This window comes from Pedobacter sp. KBW06 (assembly GCF_003852525.1).
Lineage (GTDB): Bacteria > Bacteroidota > Bacteroidia > Sphingobacteriales > Sphingobacteriaceae > Pedobacter.
In genome coordinates, this window is the sequence record NZ_QAJL01000002.1 from 362,506 (window position 1) to 384,882 (window position 22,377).

Below are 22,377 nucleotides of genomic sequence, written 5' to 3' on the forward strand. Positions count from 1 at the left end.
CAAACCGAACAATTTTGATGTACCTGTTCAAAATCCAGAACAGAAGACATTTAACACGTGTAAAAACAAAGATCTTTGAATAACTTTGAAACGATCATGACTCATAAATCAATAATTAAGCTATTTCTAATCCTATTCATCTTTAGTTCCTGCAGTAGTAAAGAGCAAGACAAGCATCCGGAAATTAAAAACTTCCCTGAATTTAACAGTACTTCGAAAGACATTCACATGGAGCAGCTAGGTACGGATGAGGAAGATATCTGCCGGGTGTATCCTTCAAGAGACCAGAAAAGGCTCGTTGTGATCAGCAGGCTGATCAGTGAAGATGCACATAAGAAATACCGTTTACAGGTTTATGATACTGCACTGAATGTCCTGAAAAAGATTGATGCCCCTGAACTCGACGGCCTGTTTGGAACAGATGACCTGGAAAATATCTATGCAGGTAAAGGTTATTTTGAACATGGTTCTTATCAATATCGGCCAATACTACAAATGAAAGTAACTGACCGGCCCTCCAGGTCAGGACAGTCGCTGGAAATCGATGGAAAAACCTTATTTGAAATGCCACAAAGGGGGGATACATTACTTAGTTTTCAGCGTAAAGATTATAACGGGCTCTTTTATTACATGAAGCAATCGGGAAAAGTTTACCAGATCTTTTTCAAAAACTGCGCATATTGTGAGAGCAAGTTCAATGCAGATTGGTCCATTTCAGAATACCGGGCAGCAGACAACGGGACAAACCAGATCATCAGGCCTTATGACCGGCTCCCTAAAGGATGGTTTCAGGACCATTCGATCTACTATTACAGAATAGCGCTTGCCGGAGCATCAATCGATTTTAAAATCAGATACCTTGATGAAAGTCAGGCCAGCCTTCTAAAAAAGATAGATTTTGCAGGCAAGTCCTTTCTTTTTTATAAAAAAGCAGGACAGGAAAACCGCAGGTTATATTTCTTCAAAGAATTCAAAAAAGGATAAAGCCCGGGTAGCTGCTCATCAGGTCTCCGGGCTTTATCTTCCTTATGTTAATCACGCAACCAAAAATAGGGTGGTTCGATTCCCAGAGACCTCAGATAAACCGTAGCCTGTGCACGGTGGTGAATTTCGTTATCAATCCAATATAAGACGAAGGAATAGATGGGACCTTCGTATTCACCATAGGCAAGATCGGTTTCATGAAAACGGCTTAAAGGAATTCCAGGCCATCCGATCTCTATGTCGACCGTTAGCTCATCCCAGAGCCTCAGTATTTCCGCTTTCGATACAGGCTTTGAGCCATTTGTATGATGAGACAAGGCAGCTGTGTTATCCCATTCCCCGGTCAGGACACCTTTCATTCCTGATGATGCCAATCCGATCATTTCCAGCACCATTTCCGAGAAAGGACGCATCCCGCCAATACTATAATTAAAGAATTCATTTTCCGGAAAAGCTTCAATCGCTCTTCGTGTAAGCCGGCGGTGTCCCTGCCAGTGAACCAGTAGATCCTCCGTAGCAATAACAAAGGGAGAGGCATAAATTTTTTGTACGTCTGCAATATGATTTTCCATGTTTTAAGGTTTTATAGGGTCTTTGTATCTGTTTATAACACAAAGAAAACATAGACCACTGACAACCCTATGGCAGTCTGTTTTAATAAAAATTATTCATCAGGCAAACGGTCTTTATCGTCCTTTTTTCTATTGAACCTATAAACGACTGTCGCTGATACCAACCTGCCAATCCTTCTGGATTCAGATTCCAGATGATAGGTATCTGTATTGGTAATGCGTTTATCGACCATCGAATCAAAAACATTGATGACCCCCAGGGTAAAGGACATCTTATCCTTTAAAAAGTCTTTGCTCGCTGCCATATCGACCCTGTATTGTGCTTTATTGATGCTTTGGATATCCTGCTTTTTACCCGTATAGTTGAAGCTTGATTCTATAGAGAAGTTTTTAGGGAATTTCATCTTCGAACCAATTCTTGTAAACCAGGTCTGATCTTCAGCACTGTAGTTTTTTCCTTCGTATGCCCCCTGCTGCTTATACTTATAATAGTTAAAGTCCCATGATAAACGCCACCATCCAAATGGGTTGTAACTGCTGGAAAGCTCCAGGCCATAACGATTTTCAAAATCAAGGTTAACCGGGGTACTCACAAAATAGCCGTCAGGTGTCTGCTCGATAACAAACTGGAAATAATTGGTGGTATGTTTATAATAAATGGAAGGATTAATATTCAGTTTCCCCAGCCTCTTAATCAAAGAGAATTCAAATGAATTGGTATAAGTGGGATCCAGGTCCGGGTTTCCGACAGTCAGGTTTCGGGTATCGGATAGTCCCGAGAAGGGATTGAGCTGCCAAAACTGAGGCCTGTTGATCCTTCGGCTATAGCTCAGCTGAAACTCCGCACTTTCGGGAAGTTTATACGTCAGATGAACCGTTGGAAAAAGGTTCAGGTAATTTTTGTTGTTATTGAATGTTCCTGCACGGTCTGAGATTCCAATATGAGACAATTCGGCCCTTAAGCCAAGGAGATAACCAAACTTATCGATCTTATTTCCATACTGCATGTAGGCGCTATACAAATTCTCATCATACTTCAGTTTATTGTTATATTTTCCCAGCAATATCCCATCTGCTTTTGCCTGGTAGTCGCTCCTGATGGCACGAAGGTCTGTCCTGATTCCGGCTTCAAAGCGGGAGTCCTTGGAAAAGGCAGTAACGAAATCACTTTGGATATAGATGTCGTCGCTGCTTTCAATATTGCGTGAAGTAAGTCTGGAGATCATTTTGGAGACCGCAGCATTCTTTTGCTGGCTGATGTCCTGGTTTTCATCGTCATTCCAGAAATCATACTGAAGGTTAGTGGTCCATTTCTGGTCTTTGTTATCAAAGGTTTTTACATAATTCAATTCCAGCTGGTTGTATCGTTGTGGTTCTCTGTAGTTTTCGAAACGTGTAATTGCACTGTCGAGGGTGTTGCCTCCGTTATAATAGGCATATCCGAAATTGGTGGTATCTCTGTTGAACAAGGTACTGTGATAAAAACTGCCCGTCACCGTGTTTTTAGGATTGATGTAATAATCCCCCCCAACGTAAATATTGTAAGTATCGTCATTCCTTTTTTGCCTGTTCTGCTGACGCAGGGTGTTTGTCAGCCCGTTTTTGGTAGTCGTTTGAAAGCGTTTCTCCTCTGCGTAAAAATCTCTGGACCGGCCACCCACATTGGAGAAAAGGTTAAACTTCTCCGTTTTATAACTCAGGTTTACATTGCTATGGTAGTTGACCGGGTCCCCAAGTCCGGCCTGAACAGATCCGTTTAATCCGCCTTGTGCATTTTTCTTCAGTACAATATTAATGATCCCTCCTCCCCCCTGCGCCTCGTACCTTGCTGAAGGGTTGGTAATCACTTCCACCTTTTCTATATTGCTTGCCGGAATCTGCTCCAGACCGTTATTGGCAGTAAGCATGGAAGGTTTTCCGTTGATTAATACACGGACACTGCCATTGCCTCTTAAACTAACACCACCATTGGCATCAACACTTACGGAAGGCACATTATTCAAAATATCATTTGCAGAACCTCCTTTCGAAATCAGGTCTTTTCCAACATTAAAAACCTTCTTATCAAGGTTCAGCTCCACTGTGGATTTCTCTCCAACAACATCTACCGATTTCAGTAACTTAACATCCTCCTGTAACAGGATGTTGCCCAGATTTGTAGCTTCTTTGATTTGCTTATTTTCCAGTAAAACCGTTTTATAAGAAATGAATTCTATTTTCAGGTGATACTGTCCCGGACTGGCAAGCAGGGAAAATTCTCCCTTTTTATCCGTTACTGCCGTCTTTATGATTTTATTTCCTGTAAGTGACAACAAGGTGATTCCTGCATATTCCAATGGCTGTTGTGTGGTATTGTCCAGCACCTTTCCTCTGATGTTCACTTCCGGAGCCTGTTGTGCCGGACTTTTTAAGCTGCAAAATATTAGAAAGATCAGGATTAACTTTTCGACATTATTCATCGTTTGATTGGTTTTAGTTTTCCGAAAATGATCAAATACAAGACGCCAAAAAGAGGATAACGCTACACAGCATACAAAGGAGTACCAACAAGTTGAATACGATGGCAAAGCGGTTCCATAGGTCAATTCTATATTTCCATCTATATTTCAGACACATTCGTCGACAAAAGGACTTGATTTCTCCCCTGAACTCTATATTTGATAGGAATATGTCACTATTTGAGAAAATTGTACACTATAGCACGGTATATAGAATACCTAGCCATATCCTTTTCTGGGTGATGGTTTTTTTATTGTCGGTTAGCAAACCGGAGCAATATACATCTGTATCCGGGGAGTTAAGAACTGAATTGATTACGGAGGGATTTGCTCTTTTTTTATCTATGATCCCTACTTATTTCGTGGCTTACCTCGTCATTCCAAAACTATTAAATGCAAAGAATTATTATTTTGTAATCTTTTATTTCCTGATCAGCAGCTACCTGATCTGCGTTTTTTCAAGAACGGTAGTTATTTATGTCGTAGAGCCCCTGGTAAGAATCCCACCTTTTGACCAGGAATCCTTTCTGGAAATACTAACAGATATTCCCAAGCTTGCAGGTTCTTATTTTCTTCATGATTTTTCCACAGCCTGGGTTTTTACCTTTCTAAAATTACTCAAGGATCAATACCTTGTTCAAAAGCGTGCACTTCAGCTGGAAAAAGAAAAAGCAGAAGCAGAGCTTAAAATTTTAAAGATTCAGCTGAACCCTCATTTTCTTTTCAATACCCTAAATAACATTTACTCGTTATCCCTCATGAATTCAGCCGTGACCTCAAAGTCTATTGCTGGTTTGTCTGAAATTCTGGATCATGTACTTTACCGTTGCGATGGCACCTATGTACCTTTATCGGCTGAGGTTACGCTTTTACAGAATTACATTGGCCTGGAAAAGCTAAGGTATGATGACCGTCTGCAGGTAAATTTTCAGCAATCGATAGATGAAAACGCAGAAATAGCCCCACTGATTTTACTATCCCTGGTAGAGAATGCTTTTAAATACGGCGCCGGAGAAGACATTGGAAATCCGGTGATCAACATCCACCTGAAGCTTCAGAACAATCATTTCGAATTTATGGTCTCGAATTCTTTTATGCCCAGGGAGAACAAGAATAAAAATGAACAAATCGGATTAAACAACATCAGGAAACAGCTGGATTTAATTTATCCAAAAAATTACGAGCTGAACCTGTCTCAACATGAAGAGACTTTTGTAGCTTTATTAACCATTGACCTACAACATCCCCAGGTATAAAATATTAATTCCATGAAAGTAAAATGTCTCCTTGTAGACGATGAACCGCTGGCCATTCAACTGATCCAAAAACACATTGATCAACTTGATTCTTTTGAGGTGGTTGGTACCTGCGGGAATGCCATTAAGGCTTTGGAAGTGCTAAGATCTACACAGGTGGACTTGTTGTTTCTGGATATTAAGATGCCCCAGATTTCGGGAATTGACTTTTTAAAGACCTTGAGAAACCCTCCGGCAGTGATCATTACCACGGCTTACCGGGAGTTCGCCATTGAGGGGTATGACCTGGACCTTATTGACTACCTCTTAAAGCCCATTACCTTTGACCGCTTTTTTAAAGCAATTGAACGATATTTAAGATTAAATCACCAAAGCAGTCCTACCTTGCTTCCCCCCAGTGACCAACAGTTTATGTACCTTAAATCGGGAGGTAAGTTTCACAAATTAAATATTGAAGAGGTCTTATATATAGAAAGTCTGAAAGACTATGTAGTTGCTCATTGTATTGGCAACAAGATCACAGCTAAATATAAAATCAGCGATCTGGAGACGGAATTACAAGGCAAAGGTTTTCTGCGCATCCACCGGTCTTACCTGATCAATCTGAAAAGGGTTACTGCTTTTACGACCTATGATATTGAAATCGGAAATGCTGAAATTCCCATTGGTGCAAGTTATAAAGAATATGTATTTAAGGCCCTACAGCGGCCTGCACTCTGAATTACTTTGGGAAATTTTTCATAACTTAATGATCGTAAAGACATAAAGTTAATCGCCTGTCATGAAAGACATCACAAAAAAATACAGCAATGGAGAGGTGACCATCGTCTGGAAACCTGGCGTCTGCATCCATTCAAAAATCTGCTGGCAAGGACTTGCGGAAGTATTCAATCCTGCTGAACGACCATGGATAAAACCGAAAGCAGCAACAACCGATCAGATCATCGCACAAATTAAACAATGTCCATCCGGTGCACTCAGTTACTACCTGAATGATCAGGCAGAAGAATCCCAGGAATGCCATGCTGAAAGCATCGTAGAGGCCATTTCAAATGGACCATTATTGGTCTACGGAAACCTCATTGTGAAAGACAAGGATGGAAATGAAACCAGAAAGAATAAAGTAACTGCTTTTTGCAGGTGTGGTGCTTCAGCCAATAAACCTTATTGCGACGGAACCCACACTAAAATAGGATTTACATCCTGATACCGGGAACAGCTGGACTTATGCAATTGAAGCAGCTGGTTCTTCCTGCTCTTTATAAACAGAAAGCTCCAGCTTGCGCCGAAGCTTTCAGCCCCACACGGGTCAAAAGATAACCTTAAAAAATTGAAAGCGTTTTTAACTGATACCTGCATTATCGCTAAGCTTAGCCGAGTAATAGGCCGGGGTTAATTAATAGTTCTATACTCCTATTACGAATCTTCTCCCCTAAGCGTTGCCTGATCAAAAAATAAACCTGCTGTAGCTAAATTTTCCTGAGCTTCAAAGCATTTAACACCGGCTTACCCAGTACCGGAATAAAATCCAGGCGGATTCCTTTACCATTAGTTACATTCAGTCTCGTCTTCTTTTCCACCGCCCTTGTAACACCATATTCGGCTGAAATATTAAAATTCTCCAACAATAAAACCTCATTTATTTTCAGGCTAAAAACCCTTTGTTCTTTCTCTTCTTTCATCTTTTTATGATCTAGGTTATAAGCCAAAGCTTCTTTCTCCAGCCCTCCAAGAAGTTCAGCAAAGTATAGAGTCAATTCATATTCCCCATCGGGAACATCCATTTTATACTGCTTCAGGTCTACCTGTTGCGTCTGAAAAATGGGATCAAGTTCTGTTTCCAGGATATTCCGGTCAGATCCATAAGACATCCGGTCATTTGCAGCTTTAAAAGGCTGTCCGCCTACAGATCCCCAGGCCCCCTTTCTATAAGGTTGATCCGGAATCCATAATTGTTTTTCTTTTTCATCTATAAAATAACGTTTAGCCCCCAGCAGGATCTGTAAAGAATTAAAGTTTTCATTTGAAAAATGATCAGGCAGCAGTTTAAACTTTAGCTCCCTCTCCTCCATTAATCCGCTATGTTCCGGATCAACCGCCCTCAATTTATTGATGCCATTGATGAAAGGTACTGCCCATTCACAAAGGTGATCCGTAGCAGGTTTTATACCCAGGCTCTTTCCATTTAAAAACAACTCTACAGCCTTTAGATTGGTGGCGACCTGAATCAATTGCGTACAGACCTGAGCTGCAGAATCTGCCATTCCTGTTCTTTCTTTCCAATGTGCAGAACTGATCTTTAGAAAAGGTTCTTTTAACAAATAGGCCTGATAAAGATAATAGGTATCTTTTGGTTCTCTTGATAAGGTCAGCAATCCTTTATTATTTACATGCGGCATGGTTTCCTCCCTCGTTTCGGAATTGAAATCAGCCAGATTCCAGACCATGGCCCCATTTACGAAAGGCCGGCTCAAAATCGCATTCAGGTAAACCTGGTTAAACTTCAGCGCATATTCTACACTCTTATCAAAGCGAACCGGAGAAAAGGAACGGATTCTCGGATCTGCATCCGCTCCAAATTCTGTGACCAACATTGGTTTCTCAGGCAATTCAGTATGGTGTTTATCTAAAAACTGTGCAAATCCATCCAGGTTTCCTCCATACCACCCCTGGTACAAGTTCCATCCCAACACCATTGGAATCTTTGTCAGACCGACTTTATGGTACCTCTCAAAATCTCCATGACAAGCCAGCATGGTGTATCTTGAAGCATCTTCTTTTCTTGTCAGGATTTCCAGCGATTCTGCCAATTCCCGGATATGATCAAAATAAAGCGCTTGTCTTTCCTTGTCGTTTACAAATTTAGGCCTGAGCAGAATCTCATTCATATACGCCCAGATGACCACACTTGGATGGTTGAAATTCTGTTTGATCATCTCCAGCTGCATCTGTTCGCAATTACGCTTAAATGCATCGGTCTCGGTAATCGCATTGACCAATGGAATTTCCACCGAAGCTAAGATCCCAAGACGGTCGCAGGTTTCAAGGATCACCGGGTCCTGAGGATAATGTGCTACCCTCAGAAAGTTCCCTCCCATTTCTTTGATCAGCGTTACATCGCGGATTTGTAAAGCTTCAGGAACAGCATTCCCGAGACCCTCATAATCCTGGTGCCGGCTTGCGCCCACAAGTTTCAGCGGTTTTCCGTTTAGAAAAAAACCTTGCGCTGCATCAAACTTAAACCAGCGGAATCCTAAAGGATATTGCAAAAGATCAATGACCGACTGGTCTTTTGGATCAACAATTTTCGTAACTACACGATAGAGGTTTGGATGTTCCGGCGACCATAAGTCAGGATGTGCTACCGCCGGCAAATACTGGGTTAACGCTTTCTCTTCTCCCGCCTTGATACTCAACTGAGAGACCAGGGAAGAAACCTGCTTTCCACGCGCATCATAAATTGCCGTATTCAGCTGAAGTTTCCGGAACCGATCTGAGGAATTCAGCATCAATGCTTTCAGTTTCAACACCCCTTTTTCATTAGAAACCAGGGGTGTACTCAGGTAAACCCCATTTGAGCCATGATCTTGATTAGAAAAATGAACTTTATCCGTAATCAACAAGTTTACATTCCTGTAAATACCGCCAAAAAAGGTAAAATCTGCGGTTAAAGGAGCAATATCTTCGTTAAAGCGATTTGTTACTTTTACCAGAATTTCATTCGTAAAGCTGCCATCAAATTTCAGAAAAGCAGTCAGCGGAATCCTGAATCCCGTGTATCCACCGATATGTTTTCCTGCCAGCCGACCATTTACATAAATTTCCGTTTCCTGATTTACCCCGTCAAAACAAAGGAAAACCTGTTTATCCTTTAGCGCTGCATTGGTTTTAAGCGTTCTTTTATACCAGCCTGTTCCCCGGTAATATCCAGGTTCATCATCCATCACATCTTTAGCGTTCCAGGTATGCGGCAGGGACACCCGCTCCCAGTTCTTTTCATCTTTACTAAACGACCATTGGTCATTAAAGCCAATTTGCTGTCTGTTTCCAACAGACAGCAATGCTTTTGAAAATATTGGGGTATTCAGCAATGCGCAGATCATAAAAAGGTACAGTCGTTTTAAATTTCCCATTGGAATATCATTGTAATTAAAGGTCATGATTTATCATCACCTGTTTTTTGTAAGCAGTATGCTGATGATCGTTAATTTACTCCGGATTATTTAAGCTCAAAATCCTTTTCCAGACGAATCAGATCAGAAGAGGTACCCAGCATTAACTTAAAAGTACCAGGCTCTGTCTGCCAGCCGGCTCCGGGTTTATAAAAGGAAAGCTGATCAGGGCTGACCACAAAATTGATGACCTTACTTTCTCCCGGAAGAAGCATTACCTTTTTAAAATCCTTCAGTTCTTTAACAGGCCTGACTACAGTTGCCACTTTATCCTGTAAATACAATTGCACCACTTCTTCTCCTTTGTAAGCTCCTGTGTTGGTTAACTTAAAACTCAGCTTCAGACTTTCCCCTTTTTTGATCACCTCCTGACTTAAAACTCAGCTTCAGACTTTCCCCTTTTTTGATCACCTCCTGCGCTATATTAAGTGCGCTATACTCAAAGCTGGTATAACTCAGGCCATATCCAAAGGCATAAAGCGGGCTATTGGGTGCATCGATATAGGCGGATTTATAACGGATGTCCCCGGGTTTCGTCACCGGTCTTCCGGTATTGGCATGGTTATAAAACAGAGGAATTTGTCCTAGGGACCTTGGAAAGGTGAGCGGCAATTTTCCGGAAGGATTTTCGGCACCTGACAGGACATCGGCAAGGGCATTTCCTGCTTCGGCACCAAGCCAGAACGCATAAACGATGGCATCTGCTTTCTCTGCAATGGCATTAAATACCAGAGGCCTGCCGGCCATCAGCACCACAATGACTTTTTTCCCTGTTGCTTTTACTGCATTAAATAAAGCTTCCTGCCTTCCCGGCAAATCGATATTCGCCCTTGACTTCGCTTCCCCGGTCATGTCTCCTGCCTCGCCTAAAACCATCAGGACCACATCCGCTGCCTCCGCAGTTTTGACGGCCAGATTAAACCCTGTAGAAACCGTATCATTTAATTCACATCCCTTTGCATAGCTCAGCTCAACCTTATTGCCCAGCTTTTGTTGTAAACCATCATAGACATTGGTCATATTTGCGGTATCTGCATAAACGGTCCAGGTACTCGCCAGGTCTGCCTTTGCTTTGACCAGTGGCCCGATTAAAGCAATTTTTTTAATCCCTGCATTTAAAGGAAGCAGGTTCTTTTCATTTTTTAGCAGTACGATAGATTGGGTGGCGACAGCTCTGGCAATCCGCGCATGTTCCGGATCTTTCATGACCAGTTCCTCTCTTTTGAAATCCGAAAACTTATAGGGATCATCAAACAGTCCCAATTCAAATTTCTTATATAAGATCCGCTTTACAGCATCATCGATCAGTGCCGGTTTTACTTTACCCGATTTAACCAGGTTTTCCAGCTCTCCGATATAAGCGCCGCTTTCCATATCCATATCGCTCCCGGCAGTAATCGCAAATTCCGAAGCATCTGCCAGGTTTTGTGCAAATCCCCATGGAATCATCTCCCGCACAGACCCCCAGTCGCTCACCACAAAACCTTTATAATTCCAGTCTTTCTTTAAAATATCGCGTTGCAGATAAGTACTCGCTGTGGCCGGAATGCCATTCAGGGTATTGAAGGAATTCATAAAGGTGGCTACCCCCGCATCTGCCGCAGCTTTAAAAGGAGGCAGGTAAACTTCATGGAGCATTTGTTCACTCATGTCTACCGGATTATAATCCCGGCCGGCAAAAGCAGCACCATAGGCAGCAAAGTGTTTTACGCAGGCCATCAGCGCATCTGTTCCGCCCAATTTCTCCCCCTGAAATCCCAGAATCCTCGCTCTGGCAATGGCCGATCCCAGATAAGGATCCTCTCCTGCTCCTTCCATTACCCTTCCCCATCTTGGATCTCTGGCAATATCAACCATAGGCGCAAATGTCCAGTGGATTCCTGAAGCTGCAGCTTCTTTGGCCGCGATGTGTGCCGACTGGCGAATGGCATCCATATTCCAGGAAGCAGCTTCTGCCAGAGGAACAGGAAAGACCGTTTTATAACCATGGACAACATCCAGGCTAAACAACAACGGGATTTTTAAGCGCGATTGCAATGCCACCGCCTGAATGGCCCGGGTATCTTTTACGCCCTTCACATTCAGCATAGAACCGACCATTCCGGCTTTAATATCTTTCAGAAGTTCGTCTTTCCGGTTACTTACCGGTCCGGTGAGTTCACGCCCTGAGTACTGGTTCAACTGACCAATCTTTTCTTTCAAACTCATCAGCCGAAGCAATGAATCCACTCTTTTGTCAATGTGTTTATCCTGGGCGGATGCAATTGAAACGTTTAATCCTAATAAACAGAGGAACAGCTGGTATTTTTTCATCAATATATATTTGATTTTTATCGCTTATGAAAATATCATAAGTAGCTATAAAAATTTTCTTTGGAAAGAAAAGGTTCAGCTCCTGTTAAGCGCTGAACCTTTTCATTTGTTTACTCTATTTTATCGAGTGGCGGAACATTGGATTCAAACCCGCTGTATCCCTTATTCTGGTTCACACGACCATTGGCATTAAATCGCTGTACACTTGCAGGAACCGGCCACAAAACATGATACGGTGCAATTCTATATTTTACCCCCTGCAGGGTTGGAACTTCATTTTTGTAGAAATCATTTTTCTCCATGATGCGGTCGTAGAAGAAATTATTTTCCGAGAAGCTCGCCATTGCATATGATTTACCATTATATGCCGGCTTACCCGTCTGTGCAAAGATATAGGCAATCCGCGTCAGTTCTGTCTTCCTTGGTTCTTCCCAATACAGTTCCCTTGCACGTTCATCCAGAATGGTTCCGATGGTGACTTTGCTGATGTCTGTCAGTGGAGCTGCATTGGACCTCGCTCTCACCTTATTGATGTCCTCCATGGCAAGGCTCAGTTCTCCTTTCCAATAATAGGCCTCCGCTCTTAACAGGTAAGTTTCTGCCACCCTAAAAACATACCAGTCTGTATTTGTACCACGTGGCGGGCTCCAATACGGATCATTGGCCAATGCATTGGTCGAGTTAATGAACACTTTATAATGTGGCCATCCAAACCAGTGGCGGATGGTATCCAGTGCACCATTTTCAAAACGTGCAGCGACGTTACTGCTGTTATATTCCAGTAATGGTTTACCGTATAAGTCGCGGTCGGCCTGAATTTTTGAGGTTTTTAATGCCGGATTGTTGTAAACCAGGTCTGTCATGTTCATCCACATTCCTTTGGCATGCCTGTAATCGGTATTATCTGTCCAGATGTATTTGGTGCTATAAGGCGTACCGCGGTAACGGCCAATTCCACGGCCATACATTCTGGTTAGGGGGATTTCCGCATTGGCGGCATCAGTTAAAGCCGTGGCACCTGAAGGCGTTTTTACATTGGCAAAATGCCATGCAGGCACGGTGTTACGCATCAATTGAGAACCCAGGGCGGTAAAGCCACCAGCCAAGCCCTCTCTATCTACCACAAGAAACAACGTTTCCTTATTGTTTGGCAATGCTTTATTGTCCATCCGATGCAAGTCCCATACTACGTTTTTAGTTGCATCACTGGCTGTACTTCCAAAACGGCTGGTCATCAGGCCGTATTTACTGCCATTCAACACGTTGCCTGCAGAAGCAATGGCATCATCAAATTTCCCCAATGCAAGGTTAACTTTTGTGAGCAAATGACTCACTGCTCCTTTTGTCACTTCCCCTCTGTTGGCATTGTCCGGCACGTTGGTTTGCGCAAATTCAAGATCTGCTTTCATTTTTTCCAGAATCACTTCCCGCTTCGTAGAGAAAAAATTATCCCGTGGAGCATCCAGGTCTTTTAGCATCAAAGGCACATCCCCAAACTGGTGTACCAGCCTGTAGTAATGATAAGCACGATAAAAATAAGCAGCGCCTAAAATGCTGTTTCTTTCTGCCGGCGAGCTATACACTGGTCTGTCGATATTACTGATCACTGTATTTGCATACCTGACCCCTTTAAATTCTTCTTCCCAATACCAACCGATTTTATTGAAATCGGCGCTGTTCAGATTGGCATCCGGGGTGATGCGGGCAATCAGATCCTGGGCCGGGGTACTTTTGTCTGTTGTACCTTCAACGGCAACATCAGAAAAGATAGACTCTGTCAGCATAGGCGCAGAGTCACCAAAATATTCCTGGCGGACATTTGCACCCAGTGCATTTAGTGCCCCTCTCAATGCGGCAACATTACTTAGAGAGGTTTCCGGAGAATACTGAGATAACTGATCAGAATCCAGAAAGCTTTTCTTACATCCTCCCGCTGCAAGCAGTAAGACAGAGGCGACGTATATGGCGAGTTTTGTATTTGTTGTTTTCATTAGTGTTCTTGTTTTTATTACAATGAAAGATTAAGACCTACCGTATAATACCTTGGCGTAGGGCCATCATTTTCCGGATCCCAGTAATTCCAATCCGGGCTATATACTGCCGCATTGTTGACGTTCATGTATACTTTAGCTCCTTTAACCCTTACTTTCTCCAATAGACTTTTTGGAATGGTATAGGCAAGTGCAATGGTATTCAGTCTGATAAAAGAATTTTTCCGGTAAACGGCAAAGCTGGTTCCGCTTAATCCAGAGGCAAGCCTTGCATAATCGTTAATTGGATTGGAAGGTGTCCAGTAAGGGGTTACATAAGAGTTCATACGGGAAAAACCTACGCTGCCCGGTTGATTTTTCGGCTGATCATTTCTTTTATATTGTCCCCAGCTGGATACCAGCTGAAAGGAGAAATCGAAATTTTTATAGATGTTAAACTCATTTCTGATGGCCCAGTTAAAGCGCGGACTTTTATAACCAAGAAACTGTTTGTCCTTATCATCATAGCTATAGTTTCCATCCACATCCTGTAATTTGAAATCACCCGGTTTAATTCCTTTATTGAATTTATTGGCTTCGGCCACCTCATTCTCCTGCCATACACCAAGAATTTTGTAATCCCAGATCACATCAATGTCTTTCCCAATGAACCATCCGTTTCCAGGATCATCAGCTGGTGTAGCCAGTTTAATGATCTTGTTTCTGTTCATAAAGAAATTGAAGCTTGTATTCCAGGTGATGTTTCCGGCGGTAATATTTTTAGTATTCAGGTTCAGCTCTATTCCTTTATTGTTAACCTGGGCCAGGTTGGAATAAACATTCACATAACCTCCAACTGAAGAAAGCGATGGTCTCACCAGCAAATCCGTTGTCTTTTTAGTATACACATCTACGGAACCGCTGATGCGTTCTTTAAGGATAGAGAAGTCAAGTCCGGCATTGAAAGAAGCCGTCTGTTCCCATTTCAGTTTTGGGTTCGACATTCTGTTGCCAATCACTACGGTATTCACTTCCGAAGCTGTTCCACTCCCGTCTACCGTCTGATACTTATCAATTACCAGTTGCGATAAAGCCGCATATGGATCTACCGTGTTGTTATCCGGGTTGCGCAAGTCGCGGTTCCCGTTGATACCATAGGAGAAGCGTAACTTTCCGTAGTTGAGCCAGGTCTGTGATTTAAGGAAAGACTCTTCTGTGAAGGTCCAGGCAAAAGCTGCTGCCGGAAAAGTTGCCCTTTTAGATTGTACACCAAAAACGGAATAACCATCTCTGCGAACCGATAGCGTCAGGTTATAGCGCTGCATCAGGCTATAGCCCAATCTCGCCATCAAGGCATCACCGGTATACACTTTATCTTCACTGTTCACCGATGGCTTTACACCACTGGCCACATTGTGGTATCCCAGGACATCCGCTGGAATAAGGCCTTGATTTCCGGCCTGTGTCCACCAGGTTTGATATTTCTCTCCATTCGCCAGTAAAGTCACATCAAAATTGTGAATCTCAGCAATGGTTTTGTTCCATTTTAACAAATGATCCACCTGCCAGTTGTACCTCGTTTCCTGTGCACGGGTCACGATCCCGCCCGGTGTAGTTACATCCGGATTTTTGGAAGAACTGTGGTTAAAAAGCCGGAAATTATCCAGACTTGGGCTAAAGTTCAGCTGATAGGTAATTCCAAAAGGGAGTTTTACCCTCGTAAACAGACTGGCAAACAATGTTGTTTGCTTATCCATTCTGCTGTTATAGGTCATACTCAGGAATGGGTTCCTTGCATTCGATCCATTGTCATCAGTCGGAATTCTCCTTAAAGTACCGTCGGCATTGTATTGATCTCCGTACGGCGAAAGGTTTACGAGCTGGTTCCAGTTGGCTTCGATGGCTCCTTCATCCCGGTCTGCAAACTGCAGGTTCATCCCAACGGTTAAAAATTTGGCAGCTTGTCCTTCAATATTTAAACGGCTTCTGAAAGTGCTGAATTGTCCGCCTTTAATCAGGTTTTCATTCTTCTGATAGCCAAGGGACATGTAATAGCTGATTTCTTCTTTTTTTCCGCCCATGCTCAAAGTATGGTCCTGACGCAATCCCCTTCTGAAAACTTCATTGTACCAGTCGACCGTCTTGCCTTCCATGTAATTTGCCTTTTCATTGGCCAGAAGACCAAGTCTGTTGAGCCAAAGATCTAAAGGATCTCCATTTTGTCCGTTCAGCCATTGGGTAAGTGTAACCCCTTCCGGAAGGGCCCTTGGATCATTGTATAAATACTCAGGCGTTGCAGCTCCGCTGCGTTTTGCATCAGCGCGCCAGTCCAGAAAAGCCTGTCCCTGATAAATCTTCATATCCTGGGCCAGTTCTGCAATTCCGAAATTGGTATTGAAAGTGATCGTTGGCTTCTCACTTTTTCCCTTTTTAGTGGTAATTGCGACTACACCCGTTGCCGCTTTTGCACCGAAAACAGCAAGGGAACTTGCATCTTTCAGTACGTCAACAGCTTCAATATCATTTGGGTTGATGTCCGACAATTGTCCGTTATAGATCACACCATCGAGTACAATTAAAGGGGCCGTTCCAGCGCTCAGCGTTGTTTTCCCCCTTACCAGGAGGTCACCACCGCCTTTTGCACTGCTGTTTAGCTTCACGCTTAATCCGGCAATATTTCCCCTTAAAATGTCAGAAACACTCTGAGGGTTTTCATTTTCCAGCTGAGTGGCCTTGATACTGGATATTGCTCCCGTTACATCTTTTTTATTTGCGGTTCCATAACCGACCACAACGATCTCTGAAAGCCCTTGACTTTCTTCAACCAGCACTACGTTGACCTGGGACCGGTTGTTGACCGGCACTTCCAGACTGGTATAACCTATGGCCGAAAAAATCAATACGGCATTTCCGGGAACAGCAATCACGTAACTCCCGTCTCCTCCTGAAGAGGTACCACTCTTTGAATTTTTTAGCTTGATGGATACCCCTGGAATTGGTGTACCCTGTTTGTCCTGAACGAGGCCTTTAATGCTACGGTCCTGAGCGAAGGACAGTACGCAGCTCATCAGTACAAAGACAATAAGAAGAGTAATTCTTTTTTTCATGTTTGTTTGGTTAGAATTTATAATTGGTTTGCTAAAACTATTTGAATTTAATTGCAATACCAAGAAAAATAAAGCCATAAAACATTGATAAACAATTACTTACAATAAAAACAATACGGTTTAATCACAAGCAGAAAATGAGCTTTATCCCTGATTAAGATCAGATTAGCCCCTTTGTTATTTTTTGTCCGATACGGTAAAAAAGCATTAAAAATTTGTGTAAAAAAAAGGAAATTTAAGTCCAAAAAGCGCCATTTAAACCACTATAACAGGGTTTTCATAAAAATGGAGATGCCAATTATATCCCAAAAGATGATATATTTGGTTAAGAACTCCTAAAGCCCCGCTCAACCCATGAACTTATTCCTTAAAATCAAGCCCTGGCTGTTGTCATTTCTACTGCTTTTCAGCACACTTGTAATGGCCCAACCTGTACCAAAATTTAAAGTGATTGCTTTTTATACCGCAAAGAATGACCAGGCACACATCAGCTATGTTCGTGAAGCGAACAAATGGTTTCCTGAGATGGCGGCACAATACAATTTCCGATACGATACGACTGCAAACTGGAACAATATGAACGAAAAGTTTCTGTCGCAATACCAGGTCGTGCTGTTTCTGGACACCAGGCCGGAGGATCCTGCTCAACGGGCTGCTTTCCAAAGTTATATGGAGAAAGGAGGGGCATGGATGGGCTTTCATTTCGCCGCATTTTCATTGGCCGACTCTGCTTTCCCTGACAACTGGAACTGGTATCATCATCAGTTCCTGGGTTCAGGTGCCTATGGCAGTAATACCTGGCGGCCGACAACCGCGGTCTTAAGGGTAGAAAACCGGAAACATCCGGCGCTGCGGCAATTGCCACAGCGCTTCAAATCATCTCCAAATGAATGGTACCGATGGGAACTTGATTTAAGAAAGAATCCTGATATCGACATCTTACTGGCAGTAGACAGCAGCAGCTTTCCCCTGGGTACAGGGCCTAAAGCCCATGAGATCTGGCATAGCGGTTATTATCCCGTAGCCTGGAGCAATAAAAAGTATAAGATGATCTATGTAAACATGGGGCACAATGACATCGACTATGAGCACCATACCAACAAAGAATTGTCCCTGACCTTCGACAACCCCATTCAGAACAAATTCATCATGAACGGGCTATTGTGGCTTGGGAACCGAAAAAACAACTCAGGATTCAAGAACTAGCTTACTCCAGCCTCCTTCTCCCGCATTCCGGAGTTCTTTTTTGCGTTCCTCCAGCATCTTCTGCATTTTACTGTTGTAAGCCCAGCAGGTACTTTGCCGGATCAGCAGGATTTCAGACAATTTGTGGGAAGAAATCTTTCCTTTCGTGGAATACACCAGAAAGAGCATGTAAAATGCCTTGTTAATCGGGATTCTGCTGTTCTGAAAAATGGTATTGGCAATTACAGACTCATCATACCCACATTTGGTACAGCGCCGGCTATAGGGAAGAAAACCGGAGAGGAAATGCGCATTTGCACATTTTCTACACTGGTACCCCTTTGCCCATTTTAACTCAGAAAGATACTTAAAACACGTTTCCCGATCCGGGTAAATTTTGCTGAACTCCTCAAAATCCACTTCATCCGACATGACCCTTGCTCTCGTGACCTTTTCTATATTCTGATGAAGCTCCTGGTTGTCTTTTTCCAGCATGGCATTCATGAGGGAAATTTCTTCATTCTGCTTTTCAATGATCGCCGCTTTATCCCTCACCTCCCGGGTTCTGATCTCTACCAATGAGCTCAGTTCTTTATTGAGGGTTTCCTGTAACCGTTCATTGATTTGAAGTTGTGTGATGATCCGTTTCTGTGCTTTGTCCTTTTTCTTTCTGAGCGTCCTGATGCTCTCACCAATGGCAAAGGAAACCAGGATCATTTCAATTACAAAGCAAAAACTCAGACTGTAATAGGTGATTGGCCCATATGGCAGCCAGCTTACATTCAGCAGCAAGAGTATTTTTATAGCGAAACCGAGCAACAGAAAACTATAACCAATCACAAAGAACCTGGCCGGTTTATAGCGGTTCTTCAGGATATAAATCCCGGTTCCATAGGCCACGAGCAAAGGAATCAGTTCAATTAACTTATAGCTGAAAAGGTGCTTATCAAAAAGGCATAAAATGAAGAAAACTGTTCTCAGGACGATGACCGCAACAATCAAAGTATACAGCCTTGGTGCTTTCGCCTTTACATAGAGAAAGTTAAGGGTAAACATCAATCCGAAAACGCTGCTCAGGAACAGGGCAAAACCAAAACCATATTCATTCCACCAGGGGGCATTGGGCCAAAGGTACTGAAATGCAATTCCGTCGCTGCTCATCTCATACAAGCCAATACTCAGGTTGTACAATACATAGTATAGGTATTGCCTCTGCCTCACCGCAAAAAACATCAGGAGGTTGTACAAACTAAATACGATGACCATCCCATAGAACAAACCAAAGATGAGGTATTCATTGAGTGCATACTTAATGAACCAATGCACGTCACGGAGCACAATGATGGCTCCTACGGACTGGGAAGATTTCAGCTTTACATAATAGGTAAGTGCCAGATCGGAATTGTTCTTCAGGTCGTAGGTGAAATTTTTATGTCCGTATTCCCTTTTATTAAAGACATATTCTGTTCCAAAATAATGTGCGCGATATTGTTCTGCAGTGTCCGGAACAAATAAACTGACATGGTGAATAGACTGGTCAAAGAATTCAAGAATCCAATGCTTTGAGGAAGCTTTGCTGTGCTTGATTTTGAACCGGTACCAATAAGAAGAGCCGGTATGGTAATTTTTAGGGGTATAGTTTTTATTCGATTGAAACCTGGAATTGAGCTCAGGCTTTAAGATATCCGCGAACGTCAGGCTATTGGTTTTATCTTCCAGATATTGGATCTCTCCATAAGAGAAGATATGGTGTGGAGTCTGGTCCTTAATTTCTACGACCTGCTGGGCTTTAGCCCATTGCATTACTGAGGCCCATAAGATGAACGTAAGCAAAATGCTTTTAACACAAAGTCCCGGTAAAGACGTGTCATGTGGTTTTCTCATTTAATTTCAGGCTAAAGCGGCTGTTTGGTTGCCGTAAATTTAAAAGAGTTTTTGAAACAAACAACAAGAAAAACACACAAAACACTGAATATCAAATTATTGACACAAAATTGATACGCTTTAATCTCAAAATCTAAAGTGCTAAAGCTCAGTTTAAAGGCCAGTTGTAAAGCTGTAGATGTGGCATCTGATACGCTTCAGGTACAATCCTGCTAGAAGGATGATTTGTACCTGAAGCGACAATTTAAATTCCTTTAAAGACTTCTGATAAGAGCTGATAGGATTTTAAACGTGCCTGATGGTCAAAAATATGTGAGGTTGTCATCAGTTCATCGACCTGAGTCTGATCCAGAAACTCCTGCAGATCCCTGCTCAGCGTTTCCTTATTTCCTGTAAAAGTGCAGGCCAGCATTTGTTCTGCCTGTTCTTCTTCATATGCTGTCCAGATCCCCTCCATCGTTTCTACCGGTGGCTGAAGTAAAGAACGTTTACCCGTCACGATTCCTCTGAACAACTGATATAGGGAAGTAGCCAGTTTATTGGCTTCCGCATCTGTATCTGCTGCAACGATATTGACACAAGCCAGCACATAAGGTTCTTTTAGATGATCCGAAGGTTTAAAGTTTTGTCTGTAAATATTGATGGCCGTAAGGAATTGTGCCGGCGCAAAATGACTTGCAAAAGCATAAGGAAGACCCAATGCCGCAGCCAGGCGGGCGCTGTCGGTACTCGAACCCAGAATCCAGATTGGAATGTCCAAACCTTCTCCCGGAATTGCCCGGACACTGCTCGTACTGTTTTCTGCAGAGAAATAAGCCTGAAGCTTGAGTACATCCTGAGGAAAACTATTGGCTGCATTCATACGCTCTCCCCTGATCGCCATTGCGGTTAACTGATCTGTCCCGGGTGCCCTTCCCAGTCCAAGGTCAATTCTGCCCGGAAACAAGGACTCCAGAGTTCCAAACTGCTCGGCAATAACCAAAGGCGAATGATTTGGCAGCATGATTCCACCGGACCCCACCCTGATTGATTTAGTACCTCCGGCAATGTGACCGATCACAACTGAAGTTGCAGAGCTTGCTACACTGATCATGTTGTGGTGTTCTGCCAGCCAATAGCGGTGATAGCCCCAGCCTTCTGCCTGTTGCGCAAGATTCAAACTATTTTTAAAAGTATCTGCAGGCTTTTTTCCTTCAATAACGGTAGCCAGATCCAATACAGAATAAGGAATGGAAGTCAGTTGTTTCTTCATGTGAATAAAATAAAGTCAAAAATACAACCAAAACATCGCCCCGATAAGGGCCAGCAGCTGATATGACTTTCAGTTCACATGTTTTCAATTATTTAGACACCAGTCAAACAATTGGGCATTCCTGACTAAGACAAAACCGTCTTCGAGGTAGATCCCCGTTCTATCAGATTTGAGGGGATTTGCAGCTTCATTTCATTCGCATCTGTACTTTCTTCATTCCGTATTTGGGACAGCAGCATATCTATGGCCAGTTTGGCAATCTGATAGACCGGCTGCTGAATCGTTGTAATTCCCGGAGGAAAAAGACTAAAAATCTCACTCTCATCAAAACTGATCATGGCGATATCCGAGGGAATATTTAAGCCCAGCTCTTTTACACTTCTCAAACCCATAATGCCCAGGTAGTTTGTGGTAAAAAGAATGGCATCCATGTCCGGGTGTGCTTCAATAAAGCTTTTGATCTCCTCAATACTTTGATCTTTGTCCATCTGATAAGGCAATCTCAGCATCAGTTCCTTTTCTTCTTTCAGGCCATTCATCTTCAAAGCTGCTTTGTAGCCCATCAGCCGGTCCTGCAGCTGGATCAGATCAAGGTCAGAGGTCACAAAACCAATCCTTTTATACCCGCCCTGAATGAAACAATTTACCGCCTTGTTGACACTGTTGTAATTGTCGACCAGCACATGCGGGATATTCAATCCAGGGAAGTAGCCATCTACAAGCACCACAGGTTTCCCCTGATCCACCAGTTTCTGAACATCTTCTTCCAGCCCTTTCAGGGGAGTAATGATATATCCGTCTACCAATTGCTGGGTCAGCATTCGGATCACGTCTTTTCCTTTACTGATGCTGTTGTCTGTACTGCAGTAAAGAATCCGGTAGCCCAGCTTATCTGCTTCCTGCTCGATAACTTTACTCATCTCTCCAAAAAAAGGCCCACCGATATTTTCAACCACCAGCCCAATCACTTTAGAGACCCCGGTGCGCAAGCCGATGGCCATACGATTGGGTTCATATCCGATTTCCTGTGCCTTATCGAGTACCTTTTTAATGATCTCTTTACTAATGTGTCCTTTCCCATTTAACACAAAAGAAACGGTCGTAATAGAGGTATTGGTAAGTCTTGCAATATCTTTGATAGAGACTTTTTTATTCATCATCTGTATAGATCATTTAGTATGGGG

Annotated in this window: 15 protein-coding genes; 5 read left to right on the top strand and 10 right to left on the bottom strand. The window is 42.9% G+C overall.

Features of this window, described 5'->3' with window-relative positions:
- Positions 1–75: 75 nt before the first annotated feature.
- Entirely contained in the window at positions 76–984 is a 909-nt protein-coding gene (locus DBR43_RS11610) for a hypothetical protein (RefSeq protein ID WP_124581012.1), read from the top strand.
- A gap of 47 nt (positions 985–1,031) precedes the next feature.
- Here the strand turns inward: DBR43_RS11610 and DBR43_RS11615 are convergent, their stop codons facing one another.
- Positions 1,032–1,556, bottom strand: a complete 525-nt coding sequence (locus tag DBR43_RS11615; RefSeq protein WP_124581014.1) for a DinB family protein — start codon at positions 1,554–1,556, stop codon at positions 1,032–1,034.
- A gap of 92 nt (positions 1,557–1,648) precedes the next feature.
- On the bottom strand, positions 1,649–4,015 hold the full coding sequence (locus DBR43_RS11620) for a TonB-dependent receptor domain-containing protein (RefSeq protein ID WP_124581016.1): 2,367 nt from the start codon (positions 4,013–4,015) through the stop codon (positions 1,649–1,651).
- Positions 4,016–4,224: 209 nt separating this feature from the next.
- Between DBR43_RS11620 and DBR43_RS11625 the strand changes: the two genes are divergently transcribed.
- From DBR43_RS11625 to DBR43_RS11635, 3 genes are all read left to right on the top strand, one after another.
- Complete coding sequence (locus tag DBR43_RS11625) at positions 4,225–5,310, top strand: sensor histidine kinase (RefSeq protein WP_199757030.1); 1,086 nt, start codon at positions 4,225–4,227, stop codon at positions 5,308–5,310.
- Positions 5,311–5,322: 12 nt separating this feature from the next.
- Positions 5,323–6,030, top strand: a complete 708-nt coding sequence (locus DBR43_RS11630) for a LytR/AlgR family response regulator transcription factor (RefSeq protein ID WP_124581018.1) — start codon at positions 5,323–5,325, stop codon at positions 6,028–6,030.
- A gap of 61 nt (positions 6,031–6,091) precedes the next feature.
- On the top strand, positions 6,092–6,517 hold the full coding sequence (locus tag DBR43_RS11635; RefSeq protein ID WP_124581020.1) for a (4Fe-4S)-binding protein: 426 nt from the start codon (positions 6,092–6,094) through the stop codon (positions 6,515–6,517).
- 262 nt (positions 6,518–6,779) lie between these two features.
- Here DBR43_RS11635 and DBR43_RS11640 read toward each other — a convergent pair whose 3' ends face one another.
- The 5 genes from DBR43_RS11640 to DBR43_RS11655 all read right to left on the bottom strand — a co-directional run bounded on the left by DBR43_RS11640 (position 6,780) and on the right by DBR43_RS11655 (position 16,872).
- Entirely contained in the window at positions 6,780–9,470 is a 2,691-nt protein-coding gene (locus DBR43_RS11640; RefSeq protein ID WP_124581022.1) for a glycoside hydrolase family 2 TIM barrel-domain containing protein, read from the bottom strand.
- Between the two features lie 59 nt (positions 9,471–9,529).
- Positions 9,530–9,847: a fibronectin type III-like domain-contianing protein gene (locus DBR43_RS33330; RefSeq protein ID WP_233602945.1), complete on the bottom strand. Its 318-nt coding sequence runs from the start codon at positions 9,845–9,847 to the stop codon at positions 9,530–9,532.
- Positions 9,810–11,795, bottom strand: a complete 1,986-nt coding sequence (locus DBR43_RS11645) for a glycoside hydrolase family 3 N-terminal domain-containing protein (RefSeq protein ID WP_233602946.1) — start codon at positions 11,793–11,795, stop codon at positions 9,810–9,812. The genes DBR43_RS33330 and DBR43_RS11645 overlap by 38 nt, the downstream gene beginning before the upstream one ends.
- Before the next feature lie 110 nt (positions 11,796–11,905).
- Complete coding sequence (locus DBR43_RS11650) at positions 11,906–13,786, bottom strand: RagB/SusD family nutrient uptake outer membrane protein (protein ID WP_124581024.1); 1,881 nt, start codon at positions 13,784–13,786, stop codon at positions 11,906–11,908.
- A gap of 17 nt (positions 13,787–13,803) precedes the next feature.
- Positions 13,804–16,872 carry a SusC/RagA family TonB-linked outer membrane protein gene (locus tag DBR43_RS11655; RefSeq protein WP_124581026.1) on the bottom strand — a complete coding sequence of 1,023 codons (3,069 nt, stop codon included), beginning with the start codon at positions 16,870–16,872 and terminating at the stop codon, positions 13,804–13,806.
- Between the two features lie 354 nt (positions 16,873–17,226).
- On the opposite strand from DBR43_RS11655, the gene DBR43_RS11660 reads away from it, so the two are divergent.
- Positions 17,227–18,078, top strand: coding sequence for a ThuA domain-containing protein (locus tag DBR43_RS11660; RefSeq protein ID WP_124581028.1), 852 nt, complete (start codon positions 17,227–17,229; stop codon positions 18,076–18,078).
- Here the strand turns inward: DBR43_RS11660 and DBR43_RS11665 are convergent.
- The 3 genes from DBR43_RS11665 to DBR43_RS11675 all read right to left on the bottom strand — a co-directional run bounded on the left by DBR43_RS11665 (position 18,061) and on the right by DBR43_RS11675 (position 22,353).
- Positions 18,061–19,941 (bottom strand): 7TM diverse intracellular signaling domain-containing protein, encoded by a 1,881-nt coding sequence (locus DBR43_RS11665; RefSeq protein WP_124581030.1) that lies wholly within the window; start codon positions 19,939–19,941, stop codon positions 18,061–18,063. The two genes, DBR43_RS11660 and DBR43_RS11665, sit on opposite strands and share 18 nt — an antisense overlap.
- 244 nt (positions 19,942–20,185) lie before the next feature.
- On the bottom strand, positions 20,186–21,193 hold the full coding sequence (locus DBR43_RS11670; RefSeq protein WP_124581032.1) for an LLM class flavin-dependent oxidoreductase: 1,008 nt from the start codon (positions 21,191–21,193) through the stop codon (positions 20,186–20,188).
- 125 nt (positions 21,194–21,318) lie between these two features.
- Positions 21,319–22,353, bottom strand: a complete 1,035-nt coding sequence (locus DBR43_RS11675; protein ID WP_124581034.1) for a LacI family DNA-binding transcriptional regulator — start codon at positions 22,351–22,353, stop codon at positions 21,319–21,321.
- Positions 22,354–22,377 lie beyond the last annotated feature (24 nt).